Raw genomic sequence first — 24351 nt, 5'->3', positions numbered from 1 at the left:
AGTAAATTAACTTAACAGATGCTAGCTGATAACTAAGAGGAGGCACGGGGATATGGGAGAAGAAATCAAAGTAATCGTATTTGCCTTGGCACATGAAGAGTACGGCGTTGAGGTAGAAAAGGTGCGTACGATCGAGCGTATGCAGCCAATGACTAGAGTTCCCAAAACACCTGAGTTTGTTAAGGGTGTCATCAATTTGCGTGGCGTGGTTACCCCTGTTATCGATCTTCGCGGCAGATTTGGATTTACCGAAAATGAATATACAGACAATACACGAATTATTATTGTGGCAGTAAAGGATATTGAAGTAGGCTTGATCGTTGATTCCGCTAATGATGTCATAGATGTCGACACGGATTGCATTGATGACCCGCCTGAGGTTGTTGGAGGAATTAAAGCCAGATATTTGCAAGGAATAGCGAAAGTAAGCGACACTCGACTCTTAATTCTTTTAAATCTTGAAGAAGTTTTAAACAAAAGCGAAATTATCCAACTAGAAAATCTGGAGGAGTAATTTGTGTGGGATTATTTGATCGATTCGCAGATTTTCAAGTGGACGTCCTCAAGGAAGTAGGAAATATTGGCGCTGGACATGCAGCTACTGCTTTGTCCAAATTGCTCGATAAACCGGTAGATATGTTGGTTCCGCAAGTCCGGATGGTAGCTTTTGAGGAAATTGCGGATAGTGTCGGCGGAGATGAGCAAGTGGTCATTGCTATTTTCCTGAGGGTAGAAGGAGAGACTCCAGGTAACTTATTTTTCATATTATCGCTAGATTCCGCCAAAAAATTATTGCGTAACCTGGTAGGGATTGACGTGGTTGATGACGAACATTATACAGAGATGGAGCTTTCCGCTTTAAGCGAAATAGGCAATATTTTAGCAGGTTCTTATTTATCTTCATTAGCTGATTTTACAAGACTTTATATGTCACCAACGGTACCTTCCTTGGCTATCGATATGGCGGGTGCGATTCTGAGTTACGGTCTTCTCCAATTCGGTCAAATGGGAGACTCTGCTTTACTTATTGATACGAAATTTTTGGACGGCAATGATGAAATAGAAGGTCATTTTTTCCTCATCCCCGATCCGGAATCTTTCGACAAAATTTTTGCTGCTTTGGGAGTAGAAACTCCATGATTCAAGATAACTATATTAAAGTAGCCATGGCTGATCTGAATGTTACACACTTGACCGGGGTGCTGAAAACGACAGGGTTAGGGTCTTGCGTTGGTCTTACTCTATATGATTCAAAAGCTTTGGTCGCAGGAATGGCGCATGTTATGCTGCCTGATTCCGATATTGCGAGAGAAGGCAAATTAAATATCGCCAAGTATGCTAATACTGCGATTCCGGATATGATTTCCAGGATGCAAGCATTAGGAGCTGTGGTCAGCAGATTAGAAGCAAAAATGGCGGGTGGCGCACAAATGTTCGCTTTTGCAGGCAATTCCGACACGATGCGTATTGGACCTAGAAATGTTGAATCCTGCAAAGTGATGCTGAAGCAATTTTCCATACCATTGCGGGCAGAAGACACGGGTGGCAACTATGGAAGAACCATTGAATTCGACTGCCAAACGGGCGTCCTTTTAATCCGAAGTGTATTACAAGGAGTAAAGGAGCTGTAGGCTATGTTAGGTACTATTCGCTGGAATTTTATTGTTGGCGGCATATCGTTTGTACTTACATTTTTGATTTCTATTTTCAATAATATTTGGATGACGACGTTGTTAAGAAGCTTTTACAGTTTCATTATATTGTTTGCGATCGTCTTTTTGTTCCGTTGGGTGCTAGGGACGATTGCAGGATTTAACCAATTAGCCGTAACTGAGGCGCTACACCATGAACCAGCAGATGAACATAAAGGGACAACACTAGATATGTCAACACCGGATGAAGATGCGGCCCTGCACGAAATGCTTAAGGGATCGAATTCATCCGGTGGAGGAACGGGCTTCGCTCCATTGAATCCCCCAAAGCTATCTAGCAAACAGAACTTGGATGCAGGGGAGCTGGCTCAAGCCGTACGTCACATGACGGAAAAATAAGGGTGGTGGCAACCGTTAATGATTCAACAAAAGTCGCATTTATCCAATATTGACGTCTGGAAGCAGTGGAAAGAATCCGGCTTGATTGAAGCAAAACAGTCGCTGATCGAAACTTATTTACCTTTAGTGGATTATGTTTCGAACCGTCTGTCTATTGGCTTACCGAAAAATGTGGCAAAAGATGATTTGGCCAGCTTTGGCGTTATGGGATTAATTGATGCTATTGAAAAATTCGATTACTTGCGTGGTTTGCAATTTGAAACCTACGCTTCCTGGCGTATCCGTGGTGCCATTATAGACGGTCTGCGCCAGGGAGACTGGGTACCAAGATCCGTACGTGAAAAATCAAAGAAAATTGAAGAGGCTTACCAGAAGCTGGAGCAGCAGTACTTGCGTTCCGTTACCGATGAGGAAATTAGTTCGTATTTGCAAGTTAGTGAAAATGATTTTCGGCAGATGGTGCAAGAAATAGCTATTACTACCGTTTGCTCTATTGACGACCCTATTCGTGAAGAAGATTCGGAAACGCGGCTTTCCTTGCTCATAGATGAGAAGGCTAAAAATCCTGAATATAAAGTAAATGAGTTTTATTTGAAAGAAACTTTGGCCAAAGCGATTGAAAGGCTGACAGAAAAGGAAAGAACGGTAGTTTCACTTTTTTATTATGAGGAATTATCCTTAAGTGAAATAGCTGAGGTAATGAACCTGTCGCCTTCACGGATTTCACAGCTGCACTCCAAAGCGATCTTAAGGCTTCGAGGCTCACTCGGGCGTTACCAAGAGCAGTTGTTTCAAGATTCTTGATACTTAGAAAGTGAGGGAAATTATGGCGGAGCAAGCAATTCCACTCAGTTTTTTTATGGAAATTTCTTTGTCCGATGATAAGCTTAATGCTTTCTTACAATTTAAAAACTATGAAGATAGCTTGACTTTTAATATGGAACAGCTTGAAGAGGTTTTAAAAAGCTATCAAATTATTCATGGAATCAATCGCTCAAAATTGAATGACATTATCCGTAATCCTAAAGAGATATTTTTGACCAAAACATTGATTGCTACCGGGACGCCACCGAAAAACGGTCAAGATGGATATATTAGCTATCAATTTGATTTGGGCAACGATTCCAAAAAGCCAACAGAGCTTGAGGATGGCAAAGTCGATTTCAAAGAGGTTACAACCATCCATAATGTACGCAAAGGGCAATTAATAGCTCAACGCATTCTTGCGACTAAAGGTATTCCTGGCAGAGCTGTAACGGGAGAGGCATTGCCTGCGAAGGACGGAAAGGAAGCTCGTCTCAAACCTGGGAAAAATGTGGTTATGGATGCAGAGCAAATCGCTATGTATTCGGCTATTGACGGAATGATCACTCAAACTGAACGTGAAAAAATAAATGTATTTCCTATTTTTGAAGTTAACGGCGATGTTGACTATAACATAGGAAATATAGATTTTGTAGGTTCTGTTGTTATTCGCGGTAGTGTCTTGACGGGATTTAAAATTAAAGCTGCTGGAGATATACGTATTACGGGTAGCGTTGAAGGCGCCGACTTGGATGCGGATGGGTCTATTGAAATTAGCGCTGGTATTTTGGGTCACAATAAAGGTACAATCCGCGCCGGCAAACGGATTAAAAGCTCTTTTATACAAGACGCTACTATTATAGCTCATGAAGTTCTGGTCAGCCAAAGCATTATGCATTCAACGATTCGTGCAAGTAAAGAGGTCATTTGCAAAGGAACCAAGGGACTTATTGTGGGAGGCACTATTCAAGCTGGAGAGCTGGTTGCCGCTCGAACAATAGGAAACTCGATGTCTACGGCAACTGTAATTGAAGTTGGAGTGCTGCCTGACCTGCGCAATGAACTGGTACAATTAAGAACACAGCTGCGAAATGTAAACGAGAATGTGGATAAAACCGACAAAGCGTTGGTCCTGTTGGATCAATTAGCAGCAACGGGGCAGATGGGGCCTGATAAGGTGGCCATGCGGATAAAGCTTAACCACACCAAAAGACAACTAACAGAAGAGCAAAGTACGATTAAAGATCGAGTTTTTGAGATTGAGAAGTCGCTTGAGGATTCCGACCAAGCCAAGGTCGAAGTCGTTTCTACTATTTATAGTGGTGCAAAAGTGGTTATCGGACGTTATACAAAATTTATTAAGGATCCCATTACTCGTGTAAGGTTTCGTTTGGCCGACGGAGATATAGCGATGATGCCGTTATAATAAAACCTTTTATAAACTCAAGGAGGAGTTTCCATGAGTATGAGACCGGTTGAGCTCCAATTCGCCTTACATAAAAATGATGAAGCAGGCATGCTGCAGAATCAATTGAATCATAAGCCTCAGCAGGATCAAGTTCAGCTTGCTGCAGCTTCCCTTAAACATGCGGAGAAAGAGCGCCAGGTGGCAAGTAAAGCGGACGATGTGCTTCATGCATCCGTTCATGACCAGGAACGGGACAAGTCGGGTGATCGCAGACAAAAGTCAAGAAGTAAACCGGCAGCCGGTGCCACAGAGGATTCGAAGGCAAGTGGCCGGAATGATCACCCTTATAAAGGAAAGCATATTGATTTATCTCTGTAATCTAATGATTGGAAAAAGGTGAACACATTGGATCAACCTTGGGTCTATATTGTTTTGTTTGGTTTGGTTTTTATTGTATATGCCAAGATTATGCCTAAACCAAGCATATCCAAAGGACAACAAAATCCTACTATTTATGAAATTGAAGAAACCATGGAGCATTTTACTGCAGAATTGGATGAACAAAATAAAGCATTGATTCAACTGCTTGCTGAAACTAGGCGGGACTACGAATTGCAAGCCGCCAGATTAACCTCCCGCATTGAAATGCTTGAGAAGCAGTCGGGTCAAGTTGGACAAGAAATCATGAAGCTTGGTGTTACTACGGAAGAATTGCAAAAGCAACTCTCCCGCCAGAGAACAGAGCCTCTTTCTATTACTCCAGAGCCGCGTCAAGCTTTTGCAGACATTGCCGTTGAAGTAATAGATGATAAAGCTGAAGCGGTGCAATCTCCGATGAATATGAAAGTTCGTTATTCCGAGTTGTTTACTATGTATGATCAAGGCAAATCTATTGATCATATTGCGAAGAAGCTAGGCATGAACAAGGGAGAAGTCAACCTGATCATCCAGTTGGCAAAGCAGGAGGAACGTTTGAATGCCCACTAACAAATCATTATTGTACGGTTTAGGAACCGGCTTGATCGCTGGGGCTATTCTGCTGCAATTGATGAACATTGCGGCCTCCCCGAGCAAACAGACAGGTGCAACTGCGAATCCTGCTTCTCCTGCCGGGATGGACCGACAGCAGCTCAAGGATGCGGCTTCTAAATATTATCAGGTTTTTGAGAATGATCAGAAGCTGTACACTCAGGCGCAGGTAGATACTCTTGTGCAGCAGAAGCTGAAGGAAGAGAAGGACAAGCAGCCAGCTGCTGCTGGAACCCCGCCAGCAGTCAAAGAAACGGTTAAGGAGACTTATATTCTTATCAATGGAGGACAAACCGCAGGGGTTGTTGCCGATATGCTTTTGAAAAGCGGTGTTATTACAGACCGTGCGGCTTTTGAAGATATAATGGCCAAGCAGCAATTAAATGATAAGATTATAGCCGGGATTCATGTTTTTAAAGGAGCATTGGATCTTAATCAAGTGGTGTCGATTATTACTTCACGATAAAAGCTGAACCTTTTATAAAGGTTTGGCTTTTGTTCTATTTACTTCAGGTATTGCATACAATTTTCAGTTGTGGTATAGTTATTCACGGTGTTAAAACGCACGCTGATCAATTCGCGTAATGGTGCTTCCTGGTGGGAAGTTTTATGTCGAAAGTGCGATCTGGCGGAGGAGACCCAAAAACCAATTTAGAGGAGGTGTGTGAAGATGGCAGTAATCTCCATGAAACAGCTTTTAGAAGCAGGGGTACACTTCGGTCATCAGACCCGTCGTTGGAATCCAAAAATGGATCGTTACATCTTCACTGAAAGAAACGGAATTTATATTATCGATTTGCAAAAGACGGTTAAGAAAGTTGAAGAAGCTTACAACTTTGTTAAATCCGTTGCAGACGATAACGGCACGATTTTATTCGTAGGTACTAAGAAGCAAGCTCAAGATTCCGTTGCGGAAGAAGCAGAGCGTTGCGGAATGTACTACATCAACCAACGTTGGTTGGGTGGTACTTTAACAAATTTCCAAACAATCCAAAAGCGTATCGATCGCTTGAAGGAATTGGAAAGATGGGAAGAAGACGGTACATTCGAAGTGCTTCCTAAGAAAGAAGTTATTATTCTACGTAAGGAGCAAGAGCGTTTGGAGAAGTTCTTGGGCGGTATCAAGAACATGAAAGGTCTTCCTAGCGCATTGTTCATCATCGATCCTCGCAAAGAGCGTATCGCGGTTGCAGAAGCTCGCAAATTGGGTATCCCAATCGTTGGTATCGTTGATACAAACTGCGATCCAGATGAAATCGATTATGTCATTCCTGGTAATGACGATGCGATTCGTGCGGTGAAGCTGTTAACAGCTAAAATCGCTGATGCAGTTATCGAAGCACACCAAGGTGAACAAACAACAGCTTAAGGGCTGAATAGGAAAGGGTGGTTCAAAGGTGCAAAATCCTTTCACCGCCCTTTTTTTAGAGTACATAGTCTATCTTACAAGGAGGCCAAATCATGGCGGTTAATGCAGCAGCAGTAAAAGAATTGCGGGAAAAAACAGGAGCAGGTATGCTCGATTGTAAAAAAGCGTTGGAAGAAGCGAACGGTGATTTGACCAAAGCCGCTGAATTGCTTCGTGAAAAAGGATTGTCAGCAGCAGCTAACAAAGCAGGACGTATTGCAACTGAGGGTGTTGTTGAATCCTACATCCATGCAGGCGGACGTATTGGTGTACTTGTAGAAATCAACTGTGAAACTGACTTTGTTGGTAAAACAGATCAATTCCGTGAGTTTGCAAGAGATATTGCTATGCAAATTGCAGCAGCTAACCCTTTATTTGTACGCCGTGAAGAAGTGCCTCAAGAAGCGCTTGATAAAGAGCGTGAAATTTTGAAAAATCAAGCTTTAAACGAAGGCAAACCAGCTAACATCGTTGAGAAGATGGTGGATGGCCGTATCGGTAAATACTACGAAGAATATTGCTTGATGGAGCAATCCTTCATTAAAGACCCTGACAAAAAAGTAAGCCAGCTTCTTAACGAAAAAGTAGCTACAATTGGCGAAAACATCACGATCCGTCGCTTTGTTCGTTTTGAACTAGGTGAAGGTCTTGAGAAGAAACAAGAAAACTTCGCAGAAGAAGTTATGGCACAAGTGAAGAAGTAATAAATAAGGAAACAAGAAACGTAGGAACACTTAGTGTTCCTTCTTTTTTAAACATAAACAACCATAGCTGCTTTTTTGAACGGGGGTATTTAAGCTTGGAACGTCCTATCTTTAAACGAGTTATATTGAAGTTGAGTGGAGAAGCATTGGCAGGACAGCTTGGGTATGGAATCGATTCAGAAGTCATGACATCCATTGCCTTGCAAGTGAAGGAAGTTGTCGAGCTCAATGTTGAAGTGGCTATTGTTGTAGGCGGCGGAAACATCTGGAGAGGCATTGCGGGTAGTGAAAAAGGGATTGACCGAGCAACAGCAGATTATATGGGAATGCTAGCCACTGTGATGAATTCACTTGCGCTTCAGGATGCATTGGAAACCATTGATGTCCCAACGCGTGTGCAAACATCCATTACGATGCAGCAAGTAGCGGAGCCTTACATTAGAAGGAGAGCAATCCGCCATCTTGAAAAGGGCAGAGTTGTTATTTTTGCTGCAGGTACGGGTAACCCTTACTTCTCCACCGATACAACTGCAGCATTGAGAGCGGCTGAAATCGAAGCAGAAGTAATTCTGATGGCCAAGAACAAAGTAGACGGAGTCTATTCGGCAGATCCGTTTAAGGATCCAAGCGCAGAGAAGTTCGAAACCCTTACTTACATGGAGGTTTTGAATAAAAACCTGGGTGTTATGGACTCGACGGCTTCATCGTTATGCATGGACAACAATATTCCGTTAATCGTCTTTTCCATTACCGAGAGTGGTAACATAAAACGCGTAGTACTCGGAGAGAAAATAGGTACGATTGTAAAAGGGAGTGTTTAATAATATGCCACAATCAATTAAAAAGAGTGCGGAAGACCGCATGGATAAAGCAATCGGCTCGTTAAAGAAGGATCTTTCCAGCCTGCGCGCAGGAAGAGCTACTCCAGCGTTGCTAGATCGTGTACAAGTTGAATATTACGGAGCAATGACGCCAATCAGTCAACTTGCCAATATCAATACCCCGGATTCTCGTACTTTAATGATCCAACCATGGGATAAAAGTTCCGTATCCGCTATTGAGAAAGCTATCATGAAATCGGACCTTGGTATTACCCCATCCAATGACGGGTCGATGATTCGTATCGTTATACCGGCATTGACAGAGGAACGCAGAGCGGATCTTGTCAAGATGACCCGCAAGTTCGGGGAAGAGGCTAAGGTAGCCATTCGAAATGTTCGCCGTGATGCGAATGATGACATCAAGAAGCTGGAGAAGAACGGTATTTCTGAAGATGAATCTCGTAAACATCAAGAGGATATTCAGAAGTTTACTGATAAATATATCGGCGAAGTTGAAAAAGTTCTAGCATCAAAAGAAAAAGAGATTATGGAAGTATAATTTGAAAAGACCCCCTCTTGAGGGGGCTTTTAGTCTTTCCTTATTGGAGGCAAATGAAATGATACCTTTCAAAAAATGGTTTGGAAGTAATCAACGCAGTGAGGAACAGATCTCGCGCATTGATGCTGAAAATATTCCGAACCATGTCGCGGTCATCATGGACGGCAATGGTCGATGGGCGCAGAAGCGAGGGCTGCCGCGCATTGCCGGTCACCATTCGGGGATGAAGAACGTTAAACGAATTACAATGGCTGCGAATGCGATCGGTGTGAATGTGCTAACGATGTATGCATTTTCCACAGAAAATTGGAAACGGCCGAAGGAAGAAGTCGAATATTTAATGAAGCTTCCTCTTGAATTTTTTCCAAAGGAAATTGAAGAATTGATCGCCAATAATGTGCAAATTCGGATGACAGGATGGCAAGAAGGGGTGCCAGACTATACCCTTAAGGCAGTCCACGATGCAATTGATCAAACGAAGCATAACACAGGACTTATTCTCAATTTTGCTTTGAATTATGGAAGTCGCAAGGAGATGCTGTCTGGAGTCAAACAGATGGCGCAAGATATAGCGGACGGTAAAATAACAGCTGAAGCCATCGATGATTCGGTTTTTTCAAGCTATTTATTAACGCATCCACTACCTGACCCGGATTTGTTAATCCGTACCAGCGGAGAGCTCCGCATTAGCAACTTTATGCTGTGGCAGTTGGCTTATTCGGAGCTTTGGTTTACTGACTTATGCTGGCCTGAATTTACAGAACAGCATTTTTATGAAGCCGTGGCAGAATATCAACGTCGGGCGCGCAGATATGGCGGCTTGTAGCAAGTAATGGAGGAATGGAATTGAAGCAGAGGATCATTACTGGGATTACTGCAGGTCTTGCTTTTTTCATCTTATTGTACTTGGGATCCTATTGGTTTACCGGTTTAATCCTTATACTGTCCATAATCGGATTCAATGAATATGTTCGAATGAACAGTTTACAAGCGCATAAAATAACGGTGTGGATAGGCTATTTGGCTGTGGTCTGTTTAGCATTTCCTTGGAAAGCAGCAGGAGATTATTCCATAACATCGTTAGATCATCTGACATGGCTGATTTTATTTATTATGCTGTGTATTACTGTAACATCCAAAAATAAAGTGACCATCGATAAAATTTCTACGCTGTTCTTGGGTGTCGTATATATTGGGATTGGATTCCATTATATGATTGAGACTCGCATGATGGAGCATGGTGGAATTTTTTGGACGCTGCTTGTCTTTTTTTGTATTTGGGCGACAGATTCCGGTGCGTATTTTACCGGCTCTGCGTTTGGAAAACATCCATTATGGCCAACGATTAGTCCGAAAAAATCAATTGAAGGGGCTGTTGGCGGTATCGTCATATCCATGGCTGTCGCCGTCAGTTTCTCTTTCATTCAACCGGACATGCTATCCTGGAAACAAGCCTTGTTATTAGGGCTCATAATTGCAATAGTCGGGCAGATGGGTGATTTAATCCAATCTGCATATAAAAGGGTTAAAGGGATTAAGGATACCGGGACGCTTTTACCCGGACACGGCGGTGTATTGGACCGAGTGGACAGCTGGTTGATTGTGTTTCCAGCGGTTCATCTGCTTTCTTTGATTCCTCATGCCTAATTCATTGTTGAGGTGAAGTAAGATGAAACGCATTGCGATCCTTGGATCTACAGGTTCAGTTGGAACCCAAACGTTAGATGTGATCTCACATTATCCGGAGCTTTTTACTGTTGAGGGGCTTGCTGGAGGTTATAACTTAACGTTGTTAGTCGAGCAAGTCAATCAATTTAAGCCCAAGAAGGTATCGGTTGCAACGAAAAGCTTAGCAGATGAATTAAGGCTAATGATTCCCTCGACGACTCGGATTTATTACGGTGACGATGGTTTACTAGAGGTTGCTGCCGGGACGGATGCCGACTACATGGTCAGTGCCTTGGTTGGCAGTCAAGGGCTTCGACCGACACTTGCCGCAATTGAGGCTGGCAAGCATATAGGGCTGGCTAATAAAGAAACATTGGTTACAGCAGGGCATATCGTAACAGAGCAGGTTATGCGCCGCGGCGTTAAATTGCTGCCAATCGATAGCGAGCATTCAGCTATCTTTCAATGTCTTAACGGCGAATCCATGAAAAATGTACATAAAATAACATTAACAGCTTCAGGCGGTTCATTTAGAGACCGCACGCGTGAGGATTTACAGGATGTTACTGTTGAGCAAGCGCTGCAGCATCCTAATTGGTCCATGGGCGCAAAAATCACTATTGATTCTGCGACGATGGTAAATAAAGGACTCGAAGTGATTGAAGCTCATTGGTTGTTCCAATTAGAGTATTCGCAGATCGAAGTGCTTATCCATCCGGAGAGTATCATTCATTCCTTTGTAGAATTTGCTGATCATAGCATAATAGCTCAGTTGGGCAACCCTGATATGAGAGTGCCGATTCAATATGCGCTTACTTATCCGGAACGTTTAAAGACACCGACGGCATCATTGAACCTTGCACAAATAGGGAAACTGAATTTTCGTGAGATGGATTTTGATCGGTTTCCATGTTTGAGAATGGCTTATGACAGTGGAATAGCAGGGGGTACGGCTACAACAGTATTCAATGCGGCTAACGAAGCTGCGGTTGATCGGTTCTTAAAGGGTGAAATTAAATTTCTGCAAATAGAAGAGATTATTTCGGATGTGTTGGACAAGCATGTTATTGTATCTAAGCCTGATTTAGATCAAATTTTGGAAGCCGATTCCTGGGCCAGACTTGCTGCCAAACGCATAAATTAATATGTTCGAATGAAGATGTTCTCTAGCATGAATTCGTTAGCAAGATAATATGTTCATAACATGGTGCAGCTTGTATTCGTATTGTGAATAATGTTAATCTTAAAGAACGAGCCTAGCCATGGCACATACTTGACTAAACGATGCTAAAGGGAGGACGTTGCGAATTGGCTACGTTGCAGAATGTTTTTCAAATAGTACTTTTGTTTTTTGTACTGGTGACCATACATGAGTGGGGGCACTATTATTTCGCTAAGCGTGCAGGAATTTTAGTGAGAGAATTTGCCATTGGATTTGGCCCCAAACTGCTCTCATTTAAGAAGGATGAGACTCGCTATACACTCCGCTTATTACCTATCGGCGGCTTTGTGCGCATGGCAGGGGAAGATCCGGAAATGGTTCAGATTAATCAAGGACAACGGGTAGCGCTTGCTATACATGATGATCAAATCACTCATATTTACCTGAATGATTTCGATAAACGTCTGGATAGTCTAGTTGGCGTTGTGGAAGAAATTGATTTGGAACACAGTCTAATGATCAAGCTGGATGTGGATGGGGAAATAAGGCATTTAAAGGTTCATCCACAAGCAATGATGGTTAGTAAAAACAAAGAAACCCAAATCGCACCCTGGAATCGTCAGTTTGGCAGTAAGACGGTAGGACAACGTTCTCTCTCCATTTTTGCAGGACCGATGATGAACTTTATATTGGCTTTTGTTCTGTTCGTCGCGGTTGTATTTATGGCAGGAGTTCCGGACAAAGTGAAAATTCGCAGTACCGAGCCTGGTTCACCCGCTGAAAAAGGCGGGCTGGTCGCTAATGACATCGTGTTAATCGTTAATAATGAGCCGATAGGCGCCGATGGCAATAAGCTTAAAAATTTAATTAAGCAATCCGCTAATAAGCCGATGGTTTGGATAGTAGATCGAGGCGGAGAGCAGATGCGCAAGGAAGTTACTCCTGAGGATAAAGGTGGAGGACTTGTTGGCGTTACTCTGATGGCCGAAAACCGTAAAGCTGGCGTTACGGATGGATTAGTTAATGGATGGAAAAGCATGTCCTCTGCTACAGTTTCTATACTAGATAGCTTTGGCAAGCTCGCAACACTGCAGTTCAAGATGGATGATCTTGGCGGACCGGTACGAATCGTTGAATTCACAAGTGAACAAGCTAGCGCAGGAATAGCTCAATATACGTTCTGGACAGCTTTAATGAGCTTGTATTTAGGTTTATTCAACCTGCTGCCTTTCCCAGCTCTGGATGGAAGCCGACTTGTCTTCCTGGGCTTTGAAGCCATTCGTGGGAAGCCGGTTGATCCAAGCAGAGAAAGCATGGTCCATTTTGTAGGATTTGCGATGCTGATGCTGCTGATGATCGCTGTCACATACAATGATATATTAAGGCTTATTACAGGATAAACTACGTAGTTAACTTTAAGGTTGTTCAAAAAGTCGCCATTTGATCACGAAGCATCTCAAGAGGTTTATCCGGCTGACTTTTTGAACATGTAATCATTTGAATATTAATTACGTTAAGGTTTTTGGGAGGAACGTCAACTCATGTCGAAGGAAAAGCAATTTGTTAAGGAGATAACACCTCAAGGTGAAGATTTCTCCAGATGGTATATTGATGTAATCAAGAAAGCGGATTTGATGAGCTATTCTCCCGTTCGCGGTTGTATTGTGTTTAAGCCTGACAGCTATGAAATTTGGGAAAACATTCAGCGTGAGCTGGACGGACGCTTCAAAGAAACAGGTCATCGCAATGCGTATTTCCCAATGTTTATACCGGAAAGCTTCTTCCAGAAGGAGAAGGATCACATCGAAGGCTTTAATCCCGAATTACCGTGGGTAACGGAAGCTGGCGGTGAGAAACTGGAGGAACGGCTTGCTATTCGGCCTACTTCAGAGACGATGGTTGGTCACATGTATGCGGAATGGATTAATTCCTATCGTGACTTGCCACTGCTGATCAATCAGTGGGCAAATGTTGTACGTTGGGAGAAAAGAACTCAGCCGTTTTTGCGGACAAGCGAGTTTTTGTGGCAGGAAGGACATACGGCCCATGAGGATGAAGCTGATGCACGCCGCGAAACTATGCAAATGTTGGATATTTACAAGGACTTTGCAGAAAATTTCCTGGCGATTCCGGTCATTATCGGTCAGAAAACTCCTTCTGAAAAGTTTGCAGGTGCAGTGGATACATACTCCATTGAAGCGATGATGAAAGACGGCAAAGCTGTTCAAGCTGGAACGTCGCATTATTTAGGTACAAACTTTGCAGTAGCATTTGATATCAAATACTTGGACCGTGAGAATCAGCATCAGTTCTGCCATACGACCTCCTGGGGTGTGAGTACAAGGCTGATTGGCGCTTTGATCATGGTACATGGAGATGATCGCGGTCTTGCTTTGCCGCCTAAGGTTGCTCCAACACAGGTCATCATGATTCCTATCGGACCTCCGAAAACAAGAGATCAGGTAGTAGGACGAGTGGACGAGCTGTTTAAAGAATTGAAGCAGGCTGGAGTAAGGGTCAAGGTTGATGATCGCCCGGACCAAAGTCCTGGCTGGAAATTCAACGAGTACGAAATGCGTGGAATACCGGTACGTGTTGAGCTGGGGCCGCGTGATATGGAGAATGGGCAAGTGGTGCTTGTTTCAAGAATTTCCGGTGAAAAACGGATCGTGAAGCAGGAGAACTTTGTCGAAGAAGTGAAAAACATGCTGGCGGAAATTCATCAACAAATGTATGATAGAGCTAAGCAGTTCAGAGATGATAATTTTAGCTCTGTAGATACATTGGACGAGTTCAAAGCCTTCCTCGAACAGAAGCGCGGCTTCGCTTTAGCGGGCTGGTGCAGCTCAGAGGCGTGTGAAGCACAGGTTAAGGAAGAAACAGGCGCAACCAGCCGTAATATTCCATTTGATCCAGTGGAGCATAAGTCGACTTGTCTCGTGTGCGGCGAGGCTTCCAAGCATACCGTTGTATTTGGCAGAGCTTATTAGAACACTAGTTGAGTAAATATAGGGCAAATCGGAAAGTAACATCTCCTGTTTGCCCTTTGTATTTTTTTTCGGGGATTTGGGGGAGGAAGTTCATGAGTAATACAGCACTGAAAAGAGAACGGTTTGAAATGCTGATGGCTCAGGCTCGGGTGCCTGATGAGGTTGTGAACTCTTTTTTTCAAGATGGCTATATCGATAAAGTCGAAACGAGCCGTACGAATCGGGAATGGACATTCTATATCATCAAAAACAGCATTGTTCCTCAAGAGGTATACCGTTCATTTTGTAAAATGATTCGTGATAAATTCGCTCATATTGCGGCTATTCGTTTTATGCTTAGATATACCGATGAGGTGCCGCCTGATTCAATTGCCCACGAGTATTGGGGGATGTTTGTTGAATGGGTGCAGCGTGAAGCGACTTCGGTCAACGGCTGGATGAATAAAGCGAAGATCGAGGTTCAAGGGGATCAATTAACGTTGCTTATGCTTGATTCCATAGGGTTGGAGCTGGCAAAAAAGAAAAATATCGGGCAGTGGATTCAAACCTATTTTTCCAATTTTTTTGGTGTTGAGCTGCATGTTCGCTACGCAATGAATGAGGCAAGGGAAGAAGAATACGAGAAATTTGCCCAGCAAATCGCTGAAGAAGGAAAAGTTGTTACTCAAGAGATGATGATTTCAATCGAGGCTGACCAGGAAGCAGATGCGCTAAATGAGGCAGAGTTGAAGCTAATGGTAGGTTACGATATTAAAGATGCACCGATTCCAATCCAAATGGTTCAAGACGAAGAAAAGAAAATTACACTTCAAGGCGCAGTATTCGGGCTTGATTCGAAAGAACTCAAAAACGGGATGACCTTGTTTACGTTTAATATAACCGATTTTACGGATTCCATGATGGTCAAGGCTTTTGCCAAAACTAAGGAAGATGTAAAGATTTATAGCTTAATTCAAAACGGCACATGGCTCAAAGTACGGGGCAAAGTAGAATATGATCGATTCATGCAAATTCCTGAGCTGGTCCTTATGCCTAATGATATTAACGAAGTGTCGGCGCCCCCGGATCGTAAGGACGACGCTGAAGAGAAGCGTGTGGAGTTTCACCTGCATTCGACCATGAGTACTATGGATGGAATAACATCTATTGATCAGTACATAAAAATGGCGGCCAAGTGGGGTCACAAAGCGATAGCAGTAACCGATCACAGTGGCATTCAATCTTATCCGGATGCTTACAAGTATTCGAAGAAGCATGGGATTAAAATGATCTACGGTGTAGAGGCTAATGTAGTGGATGATGGGGTTCCTGTTGTTCTTAACCCACGTTCAGATGATTTGCGTGAAGCCGAATATGTAGTGTTTGATATCGAGACAACGGGTCTATCCATTGTAAGCAATAAAATTATTGAAATAGCCGGCGTGCGAATGCAGAATGGAAAAGAGATCGATCGTTTTGCCAGCTTCATTAATCCTCATGAACGGATTCCTTATAATATTCAGCAGTTGACCAATATCAACGATGATATGGTTAGTGATGCGCCGGAGTTGGAAGAAGTACTCCCGAAATTTATTGAATTTATCGGTGACAGTATACTGGTTGCTCATAACGCCAGATTTGATATGGGCTTTATTCAAGCTAACTGCAAGCGGCTTGGTATGCCGGAAGTGACTAATCCTTCATTAGATACGCTTGAGCTGGCAAGGCTGCTGTTTCCAACGATGAAAAATCACCGGTTGAACACATTGGCTGATAAATTCAAGATTGGTTTGGACAACCATCACCGAGCTGTGGATGACTCGGTTGCTCTTGGTTATATTTTATTTAACCTCATTAAAGAATCGGCAGAACGCGGTATGACGGATTTGAACCACTTGAATGATAATGTGGGTAAAAATTTGAAAACGACGAGGCCGTTTCATTGTTGTATTTATGCTAAAGATGCGGTCGGCAAGAAAAACTTGTTTTCTCTGATCTCCCTTTCCCATACGGAATACTTTCATAGGGTTGCCTGCATACCTAAGAGCAAGCTTATGGCTATGAGAGAAGGCTTGATTATTGTTTCCGGCTGCGAGAAGGGCGAGTTTTTCGAGGCTGTGTTAAACAAATCTGTGGAGGAAGCGGAGCAGGTTGCGGAATTTTATGATGTTTTGGAAATTCAACCGATCTGCGTCAATATGCATCTAGTGGAAAAAGGGCTGGTTGGCAGCAAAGAGCAGCTGGAGGATGCCAACCGCAGGGTGCTGCAGATCGGGCGCAAGCTTGGTAAAAAAGTGATAGCTACCGGCAATGTTCATTATCTGAATCCACGGGATAAAATTTGCCGCGACATTACTATTAATGGGATAACCGGGTTTAGCCCATTAAAAGACATTCGCAAACCGGAAGTTCATTTGCGTACAACGAAGGAAATGCTTGCGGAATTCGAATATCTCGGCAAGGAAACAGCTATGGAAGTTGTAGTTACCAACACTTCCGAGCTGGCGGACCAGTTTGAAGAGCTTGAGCTGTTCCCAACCAAGCTGTTCACGCCTATTATCGAAGGCGCTGACGATGAAATCCGCAATACCTGCTATGATACAGCCAAACGTATATACGGAGAACCGGTTCCTGAAGTTGTAACGGCTAGGCTGGAGAAGGAATTGGTACCAATTATCAAGTACGGCTTCTCTGCCAACTATTTGATTTCAGAGAGACTCGTTAAGAAATCGAACCAGGACGGGTATTTGGTAGGTTCACGGGGTTCGGTGGGTTCGTCCGTTGTGGCAACGTTTCTTGGTATATCAGAAGTTAATCCTCTGCCGCCGCATTACATTTGTGCCTCCTGCCAGCATTGTGAATGGATTCTTGATGGAAGTATACCAAGCGGATTTGACTTGCCGGATAAGGATTGTCCGAGCTGCGGGGCCAAGCTCAAGGGTGAAGGCCAGGATATACCGTTTGAAACGTTCCTTGGCTTTAAGGGAGACAAGGTGCCGGATATAGATTTGAACTTTTCGGGTGAATATCAACCGATTGCCCATAATTACACGAAAGAAATATTCGGTGAGAAATGTGTGTTTCGTGCAGGAACTATTGGTACCATAGCGGAGAAAACGGCGTTTGGCTATGTGAAAAAGTATGAGGAAGAACAAGGCAAGAAATGGCGCGGCGCTGAGATCAGCCGTTTGGCACTTGGCTTTACGGGAGTTAAGCGAAGCACCGGTCAGCATCCCGGCGGTATTGTAGTAGTACCGGACTATATGGATGTGGATGATATTACTCCAGTACAATTTCCAGCCGATGATACGAGCTCGGAATGGAAAACAACTCATTTTGATTACCATGCCTTTGATGCCAACTTGCTGAAGCTCGATATTCTCGGTCATGACGATCCAACGATGATGCGGATGCTGCAGGATTTGACGGGCGTTGACCCAACAACAATTCCTATGAATGATCCGAAGGTAATGAGCATTTTCAACTCCACGAAGTCACTTGGTATAGAGCCTGAGAAGATCCGAACACCTGTTGCTACTTACGGAGTTCCGGAGATGGGTACTAAATTCGTAAGGCAGATGCTGCAGGAAACACAGCCATCCTCTTTTGCAGACTTGCTTCAGATATCCGGTTTGTCTCACGGTACCGGTGTATGGCTCGGAAACGCACAGGAGCTGATCAAGAAAGGCACCTGTAACATTAAGACCGTTATCGGCTGCCGTGACGACATTATGCTTTACTTGATTTATAAAGCAGGCATGGATGCCGGGCTTGCCTTCAAGATTACGGAGAGTGTGCGAAAAGGTAAAGGATTGACGCCGGAGTGGAAGGAAGATATGAAGAAACACAAGGTTCCGGCATGGTATATTGAATCTTGCGAACGTATTGAATACATGTTTCCAAAAGCACATGCCGCTGCCTACGTTATTTCCGCGGTTCGTACGGCCTACTTCAAGTTATATTATCCAATCGCTTATTATGCGACCTATTTTACGGTTCGAGCGGATGACTTTGATTTGGAGCTGCTGTGCCAAGGATACGATGCGATCTTGCGAAAGTTGATTGAAATTGAGGATAAAGGGTTTCAGGCTACGCCGAAAGAAAAGAGCATGATCTCTATTCTCGAGATGGCTTTGGAGATGACGGCTCGCGGATTTTCTTTCAAGCCTATCGATTTATTCAAATCAACGGCCACCAAATTCCTTATAGAAGGCGATTCACTTATACCTCCATTTTCTGCAATGGCTGGTATCGGGGAGAATGCGGCTATCAATATTGCAGCTGCAAAGGATGGCGGTCCGTTCCTTTCCATAGAAGATTTTCAAAGCCGCAGCAAAGCATCCAAAACGATTGTAGAGCTGCTGGGCAGTATGGGCTGCTTCCGCGGACTGCCGGAGACCAATCAATTATCGCTTTTCTAAAAGGGTCAAGCACTCATCTTATTGCATACCTATAAGCCTTATGGTATAATCTTCTTTGGTAACAACGTAATAAGTTCCGATCTTAGAGAGTGGGGAAACCCACTCTTTACATTTTGTTATAGACATGAAAGCATTCGGCTTTCATTGACGATAGGAGGAAAAGCAGGTTGAGCGCGCAAATAAAATCCGTAGTAGAGTCGCTTCTCCAGACTTATATGGAAGAGAACGGATTTGAGCTGGTCGAAGTAGAGTATGTAAAGGAAGGCAGTAACTGGTTTTTGCGTGTGTATGTGGATAAGGAAGGCGGCATCGATATTGATGATTGCGGCCGTATTAGTGAATTTTTAAGTGAAAAATTAGACGAAGATGACCCTATTCCTACTGCCTATTTTTTAGAGGTTTCATCGCCGGGTGCGGAACGTCCATTGAAGAAAGTGCAGGATTATTATAACGCTGTAGGCGAAAATGTATTTGTAACCACCTATGAGCCAATTAATGGATTGAAGGAATTCGAAGGTACGCTGCTGTCGTTTAATGAAGAAACCGTTGAAATAGAAATCGGCAAAAAGAAGCATACAATCCCTTTTAACAAAGTGGCTGGTGCGAGATTGGCAATCGTATTTTAAATAAATAGTGGATTTTATGAGAGGGGGAACTCCGTTCAAATGAATACCGATTTTATTGATGCTCTGTCGGAAATCGAAAGGGAGAAAGGTATAGCCAAGGAAGTGCTGATTGATGCAATCGAAGCTGCGCTAATCTCTAGCTATAAACGTAATTTTAATACAGCCCAGAATGTCCGAGTCGACATTAATCGTCACACTGGATTGATCAAAGTATATGCACGCAAAACGGTTGTAGATGATGTATTGGATCCGCGTCTGGAAATTTCGGTGGAAGCTTCGCGTGAAATTAACGCCAACTACCAACTGAATGATATTGTCGAAATTGAGGTCACACCACGCGACTTCGGACGGATCGCAGCACAAACAGCCAAGCAAGTAGTTACTCAACGCATACGTGAAGCGGAGCGCGGATTAATCTACAATGCTTTTGTTGATAAAGAAGAGGATATCGTTACAGGTATCGTTCAGCGTCAGGATTTACGCAATATTTACATTGATTTGGGAAAAATTGAGGCAGCACTGCCGTTAACCGAATTGATGCCAACCGATAAATTTAAACAAGGCGATAGGGTTAAAGCCTACATAACCAAGGTTGAGAACACGACCAAGGGGCCACAAATTATTTTATCGCGTACGCATCCCGGTTTATTGAAGCGTCTTTTTGAGCTGGAAGTGCCAGAAATTTTCGATGGTGTTGTTGAAATTCGTTCGGTAGCCAGAGAAGCAGGCTTTCGTTCTAAAATTGCCGTTCATTCCCGCAATGCAGAAGTAGATCCTGTTGGTTCATGTGTAGGCCCTAAAGGGATGCGCGTGCAAACCATTGTGAACGAGCTCAAGGGCGAGAAGATCGATATTGTGCGCTGGATCGAGCAAGTGGATGAGTATGTAGCCAATGCTTTGAGCCCATCGAAGGTGCTGGAAGTTAATGTGTTCGAAAGCGAGAAAATGGCACGTGTAATCGTACCTGATTATCAGCTGTCGTTAGCCATTGGAATTAAGGGTCAAAATGCCCGGTTAGCCGCTAAATTGACGGGCTGGAAGATTGACATCAAGAGTGAAACTCAGGCTGAGCAAGAATATGGCCGCCCGAAAACATATAATGATGAGATGAATCAGGATTCAGTAAGCGTTGACTGAGTCCAGCAGCCGGTACAGGTAGTGGTGACAATATATACGCTGTGCGGTTGCACCGGAGGTGATCACGGATGAAGCAAAGAAAAATTCCTCTTCGCAAATGTGTTGCCTGTCAGCAAATGATGCCGAAAAGAGAATTGATCCGCGTTGTCAAAACGCCAAGTGACGAAATACTGATAGATTTAAGCGGTAAAAAAGCGGGGCGGGGTGCCTACCTTTGCGGGAAGTTGTCCTGTTTTAAGCTGGCTAAGAAGAGCAAGGCCTTGGACCGCGCATTGAAACAAACGGTAAGTGCAGACATCTACGATGCTTTGGAGCAAGACTTCATCAAAGTGGAAGATGAATTTATTGCGGGCAAGGAAGCAGCGGTGGATGATGAAGAATAACTTTTTTAATAATTTAGGCATGGCTATGAGAGCCGGCAAAATAACTACAGGTGAAGAAGCCGTTATCGATTCAGTTCGCAAGGGCGAGGCTAAGCTTGTCATTGTTGCTGAAGACGCTGCGGTCAATACAAGTAAAAAAGTGGGCGATAAATGCAATACCTATCGGGTTCCCCTACATCAGTACGGCAGCCGTGAACAGTTGGGAGCAAGCATCGGGAAGGAATCGCGAGTTGTTATAGCCGTGACCGATGCGGGGTTTGCGAAAATGCTGAAGAAAAGTCTGGAAAATCGTACGGAGGTGGACAGTATTGAGTAATCAAGACAACAATAAGGAAAAACTAAGAGTATACGAATATGCTAAGTCTTTAAATATGAGTAGCAAAGAGATTATAACAATATTAAAAAGACTAGGTATCCCGGTTAACAATCATATGAGCGTAATGGAGAATAATACAGTGGATAGTGTAGAGAAGTTTTTTAAAGACATTAAAGCAAATGCAGCTGCCAAACGCAGTTCAAGTGCGGTTAGTACAGTTGCCAAGGAAACGGCGCAGCAAGTAACGTCTCAGCCCCAAGCACAAGCACCGGCATCAGCACCGGCTCAACCGCAGGTTCAGCAAGCAAAGCCGGAAGCAGAGAAGACAGTTCAAGCGGCTTCAACTCAATCAGCAGCACCAAGTTCAGCTGCACCGGCACCAGCACCAAGACCTGCAGGTTCCCAATCAACACAAGGCTCAAGTAATCAAACTGGCGGCGGCTCTCAAGGGCAGCAGCGTTCCGGCTATCAAGGCAATAGGCCTCAAGGCCAAGGTTCACAGCAAGGCGGCGGTTATCAACAGCGCAGCGGACAACAAGGCAGCGGTCAAGGCGGCTACCAGCAGCGCAGTGGACAACAAGGCAGCGGCCAAGGCGGTTACCAGCAGCGCAGTGGACAACAAGGCAGTGGCCAAGGCGGCTACCAACAGCGCAGCGGTCAACCAAGCGGCGGTCAACAAGGAGGCCAAGGCGGAGGCTACCAGCAACGCAGCAGCAGCCAGCCAAGCGGTGGCCAAAGCCGTCCAGGCGGCTATCAAGGAGGCCAAGGACAGCAAGCTAACCGTCCAAGCGGTACGACTGGCGGTAATGCCGGACGTCCTGGCGATCAAAGAGCGAGCCGTCCTCAAGGACAAGGCACCTTTGAACAGCGCAAGCCTTTTGAGCAAAGAGGAGCTGGAAGCTCTGGCCCGTTTAATAAGTCAGTAGGTGCCAGACCCGTTGACAACGATCAAGAAAATGCTGGTGGAGTAAACGGCAAGACGGCAAAGAAAACCAAGCCTAACGAAAAGCGTTTTGACGATAATAAATTCAGTTCATCCAGAGGTCCACAAAACAATAGAGGCAATAACAAGGGCAATAACAGAGGCAGATATCAACAAGAGACGGTTAAGAAAGAAAAGATCGATAATACACCTAAGAAAATTATTGTCCGCGGCACCATGACGGTAGGTGAAATGGCGAAGTCTCTTCATAAGGATGCTTCGGAAGTTATTAAGAAGCTATTGTTCCTTGGTGTTATGGCTACCATTAACCAAGAGCTTGATCTTGACGCCATTCAATTGCTTGCAAGCGACTATAAAGTAGAAGTAGAACTGAAAATTCCGGTTGAGGAAGATAAGTTCGAGCAATTCGAGGAAAAAGATGAAGAAGAGGATCTGTTTGAACGTCCACCGGTCGTAACGATCATGGGTCACGTCGATCATGGTAAAACGACATTGCTGGATGCTATCCGTAAAACAAGTGTTACGGAAGGCGAAGCAGGGGGAATTACCCAGCATATCGGTGCCTATCAAGTTGAAACTCATAACAAGAAAATCACTTTCCTTGATACACCTGGTCACGAAGCCTTTACTTCGATGCGTGCTCGTGGAGCTCAAGTAACGGATATTACGATAATTGTTGTTGCCGCTGACGATGGTGTAATGCCGCAAACGGTTGAAGCCATAGCCCATGCTAAGGCTGCCAAAGTGCCTATCATCGTTGCAGTTAACAAAGTAGATAAAGAGGGCGCTGATCCTGAGAAAATCAAACAGGCGCTAACCGAGTATGAGCTCGTTCCGGAAGAGTGGGGCGGAGACACAATATTCTGCAACATTTCCGCAAAACAGCGTATCGGACTTGAGAATCTTTTGGATATGATTTTATTGGTAGCTGAGGTTCAAGAGATTAAAGCTAACCCTAATAAACGTGCCAGAGGAACCGTTATTGAGGCTGAGCTTGACAAAGGTAAAGGCCCAGTTGCCCGTGTCTTGATCCAGCATGGTACATTGAGAGTAGGCGACAGCTTCGTAGCTGGTGTTTGCTTCGGTCGTGTTCGTGCAATGGTTAATGATAAAGGTAAGAAATTAAAAGAAGCAGGCCCTTCGACTCCGGTTGAAATCACCGGTTTAACTGAGGTGCCGCAAGCTGGCGATCCGTTTATTTGCTTCGAGGATGAGCGTAAGGCGAGAGCTATTGCCGAAAAACGTGCAGTAACCTTGAGACAATCGGAGATGGGCGCGAATGTTCGCGTTACATTGGATGATTTGTATAAACATATCAAAGATGGTGAGATTAAAGACCTGAATGTTATCATCAAAGGTGATGTTCAAGGTTCAGTTGAAGCACTGCGTGGTTCGTTGGAGAAAATCGATATCGAAGGCGTACGTGTGAAAATTTTACATCATGGAGTTGGCGCTATTACCGAGTCGGACGTAATTCTGGCTTCTGCTTCCAACGCTATCGTCATCGGATTTAATGTTCGTCCTGAGCCGCAGGCTAAAAATACCGCTGATCAGGAAAAAGTGGATATTCGTCTGCATAGCATCATTTACAAAGTAATGGAAGAAATTGAACATGCTATGAAAGGGATGCTTGATCCAATCTATAAAGAAAATATTATTGGTCAGGCAGAAGTTCGTAATGTTTTCAAAGTTTCCAAAATCGGGGTTATTGCAGGTTGTATGATCACCTCAGGGAAAATTGCTCGTAACGCACAAATGCGTTTGATCCGCGCGGGTATTGTCGTATTTGAGGGTAACATTGACTCACTTAAACGGTTCAAGGACGATGCAAAAGAAGTATCACAAGGTTATGAGTGTGGTATATCTCTGGATAAATTCAACGATATTAAAGAGGGCGACATTATTGAAGCCTTCGTTATGGAAACTGTTGAGAGGTGATTTG

At 43.9% G+C, this 24351-nt stretch carries 24 protein-coding genes; all 24 read left to right on the top strand.

Translation table 11 applies throughout. The features are described from left to right. Nucleotides 1-52: 52 nt before the first annotated feature. The 24 genes from NV381_RS06195 (at nt 53) to infB (ending at nt 24347) form a co-directional block, all read left to right on the top strand. A complete protein-coding gene (locus NV381_RS06195; protein ID WP_258212397.1) occupies nt 53-514 on the top strand; it encodes a chemotaxis protein CheW in 462 nt (153 codons plus the stop codon). A gap of 5 nt (nt 515-519) precedes the next feature. Further along, nucleotides 520-1140: a chemotaxis protein CheC gene (locus tag NV381_RS06190; protein ID WP_258212396.1), complete on the top strand. Its 621-nt coding sequence runs from the start codon at nt 520-522 to the stop codon at nt 1138-1140. Further along, on the top strand, nt 1137-1631 hold the full coding sequence (locus NV381_RS06185; RefSeq protein WP_258212395.1) for a chemotaxis protein CheD: 495 nt from the start codon (nt 1137-1139) through the stop codon (nt 1629-1631). The genes NV381_RS06190 and NV381_RS06185 overlap by 4 nt, the downstream gene beginning before the upstream one ends. 3 nt (nt 1632-1634) lie before the next feature. Then, nucleotides 1635-2051 carry a hypothetical protein gene (locus tag NV381_RS06180; RefSeq protein ID WP_258212394.1) on the top strand — a complete coding sequence of 139 codons (417 nt, stop codon included), beginning with the start codon at nt 1635-1637 and terminating at the stop codon, nt 2049-2051. 18 nt (nt 2052-2069) lie between these two features. Further along, nucleotides 2070-2855, top strand: a complete 786-nt coding sequence (locus NV381_RS06175; protein WP_258212393.1) for a FliA/WhiG family RNA polymerase sigma factor — start codon at nt 2070-2072, stop codon at nt 2853-2855. A gap of 22 nt (nt 2856-2877) precedes the next feature. Next, nucleotides 2878-4281, top strand: a complete 1404-nt coding sequence (locus tag NV381_RS06170) for a DUF342 domain-containing protein (RefSeq protein WP_258212392.1) — start codon at nt 2878-2880, stop codon at nt 4279-4281. A 33-nt stretch (nt 4282-4314) separates the two neighbouring features. After that, the gene (locus NV381_RS06165; RefSeq protein ID WP_258212391.1) at nt 4315-4641 is read left to right on the top strand and encodes a hypothetical protein; all 327 of its coding nucleotides are present in this window, start codon (nt 4315-4317) and stop codon (nt 4639-4641) included. A 27-nt stretch (nt 4642-4668) separates the two neighbouring features. Then, on the top strand, nt 4669-5250 hold the full coding sequence (locus tag NV381_RS06160) for a DUF6115 domain-containing protein (RefSeq protein WP_258212390.1): 582 nt from the start codon (nt 4669-4671) through the stop codon (nt 5248-5250). Next, a complete protein-coding gene (locus tag NV381_RS06155; protein ID WP_258212389.1) occupies nt 5240-5758 on the top strand; it encodes a hypothetical protein in 519 nt (172 codons plus the stop codon). The genes NV381_RS06160 and NV381_RS06155 overlap by 11 nt, the downstream gene beginning before the upstream one ends. Nucleotides 5759-5962: 204 nt before the next feature. After that, nucleotides 5963-6661, top strand: coding sequence for a 30S ribosomal protein S2 (gene rpsB, locus NV381_RS06150; protein WP_258212388.1), 699 nt, complete (start codon nt 5963-5965; stop codon nt 6659-6661). 92 nt (nt 6662-6753) lie between these two features. Next, on the top strand, nt 6754-7404 hold the full coding sequence (gene tsf, locus NV381_RS06145) for a translation elongation factor Ts (protein WP_258212387.1): 651 nt from the start codon (nt 6754-6756) through the stop codon (nt 7402-7404). A 95-nt stretch (nt 7405-7499) separates the two neighbouring features. Then, entirely contained in the window at nt 7500-8225 is a 726-nt protein-coding gene (gene pyrH / locus NV381_RS06140) for a UMP kinase (RefSeq protein WP_258212386.1), read from the top strand. 4 nt (nt 8226-8229) lie between these two features. Continuing rightward, the gene (gene frr / locus NV381_RS06135; protein WP_258212385.1) at nt 8230-8784 is read left to right on the top strand and encodes a ribosome recycling factor; all 555 of its coding nucleotides are present in this window, start codon (nt 8230-8232) and stop codon (nt 8782-8784) included. A 58-nt stretch (nt 8785-8842) separates the two neighbouring features. After that, nucleotides 8843-9610, top strand: a complete 768-nt coding sequence (locus NV381_RS06130) for an isoprenyl transferase (RefSeq protein ID WP_258212384.1) — start codon at nt 8843-8845, stop codon at nt 9608-9610. A gap of 20 nt (nt 9611-9630) precedes the next feature. Next, entirely contained in the window at nt 9631-10431 is an 801-nt protein-coding gene (locus NV381_RS06125) for a phosphatidate cytidylyltransferase (protein WP_258212383.1), read from the top strand. 22 nt (nt 10432-10453) lie between these two features. Beyond that, on the top strand, nt 10454-11596 hold the full coding sequence (locus tag NV381_RS06120; RefSeq protein WP_258212382.1) for a 1-deoxy-D-xylulose-5-phosphate reductoisomerase: 1143 nt from the start codon (nt 10454-10456) through the stop codon (nt 11594-11596). A 164-nt stretch (nt 11597-11760) separates the two neighbouring features. Next, nucleotides 11761-13014, top strand: coding sequence for an RIP metalloprotease RseP (gene rseP, locus NV381_RS06115; protein ID WP_258212381.1), 1254 nt, complete (start codon nt 11761-11763; stop codon nt 13012-13014). 141 nt (nt 13015-13155) lie between these two features. Then, complete coding sequence (gene proS, locus NV381_RS06110) at nt 13156-14604, top strand: proline--tRNA ligase (RefSeq protein ID WP_258212380.1); 1449 nt, start codon at nt 13156-13158, stop codon at nt 14602-14604. A 92-nt stretch (nt 14605-14696) separates the two neighbouring features. Further along, the gene (locus NV381_RS06105) at nt 14697-19004 is read left to right on the top strand and encodes a PolC-type DNA polymerase III (protein WP_258212379.1); all 4308 of its coding nucleotides are present in this window, start codon (nt 14697-14699) and stop codon (nt 19002-19004) included. 167 nt (nt 19005-19171) lie between these two features. Continuing rightward, a complete protein-coding gene (rimP, locus tag NV381_RS06100) occupies nt 19172-19630 on the top strand; it encodes a ribosome maturation factor RimP (RefSeq protein ID WP_258212378.1) in 459 nt (152 codons plus the stop codon). A 39-nt stretch (nt 19631-19669) separates the two neighbouring features. Then, a complete protein-coding gene (nusA, locus tag NV381_RS06095) occupies nt 19670-20767 on the top strand; it encodes a transcription termination factor NusA (protein ID WP_258212377.1) in 1098 nt (365 codons plus the stop codon). 68 nt (nt 20768-20835) lie between these two features. Continuing rightward, a complete protein-coding gene (rnpM, locus tag NV381_RS06090; protein WP_258212376.1) occupies nt 20836-21150 on the top strand; it encodes an RNase P modulator RnpM in 315 nt (104 codons plus the stop codon). After that, a complete protein-coding gene (locus NV381_RS06085; protein WP_258212375.1) occupies nt 21137-21466 on the top strand; it encodes a YlxQ family RNA-binding protein in 330 nt (109 codons plus the stop codon). Before rnpM ends, NV381_RS06085 begins: the two co-directional genes overlap by 14 nt. Beyond that, nucleotides 21459-24347, top strand: coding sequence for a translation initiation factor IF-2 (gene infB, locus NV381_RS06080; RefSeq protein WP_258212374.1), 2889 nt, complete (start codon nt 21459-21461; stop codon nt 24345-24347). Before NV381_RS06085 ends, infB begins: the two co-directional genes overlap by 8 nt. The last annotated feature ends 4 nt before the right edge of the window (nt 24348-24351 follow it).

Source organism: Paenibacillus radicis (ex Xue et al. 2023), from assembly GCF_024722015.1.
In the GTDB taxonomy this organism is placed as follows: domain Bacteria; phylum Bacillota; class Bacilli; order Paenibacillales; family NBRC-103111; genus Paenibacillus_S.
Note: the sequence above shows the minus strand (reverse complement) of the source record. Positions and strands in the feature narration are given on the sequence as shown.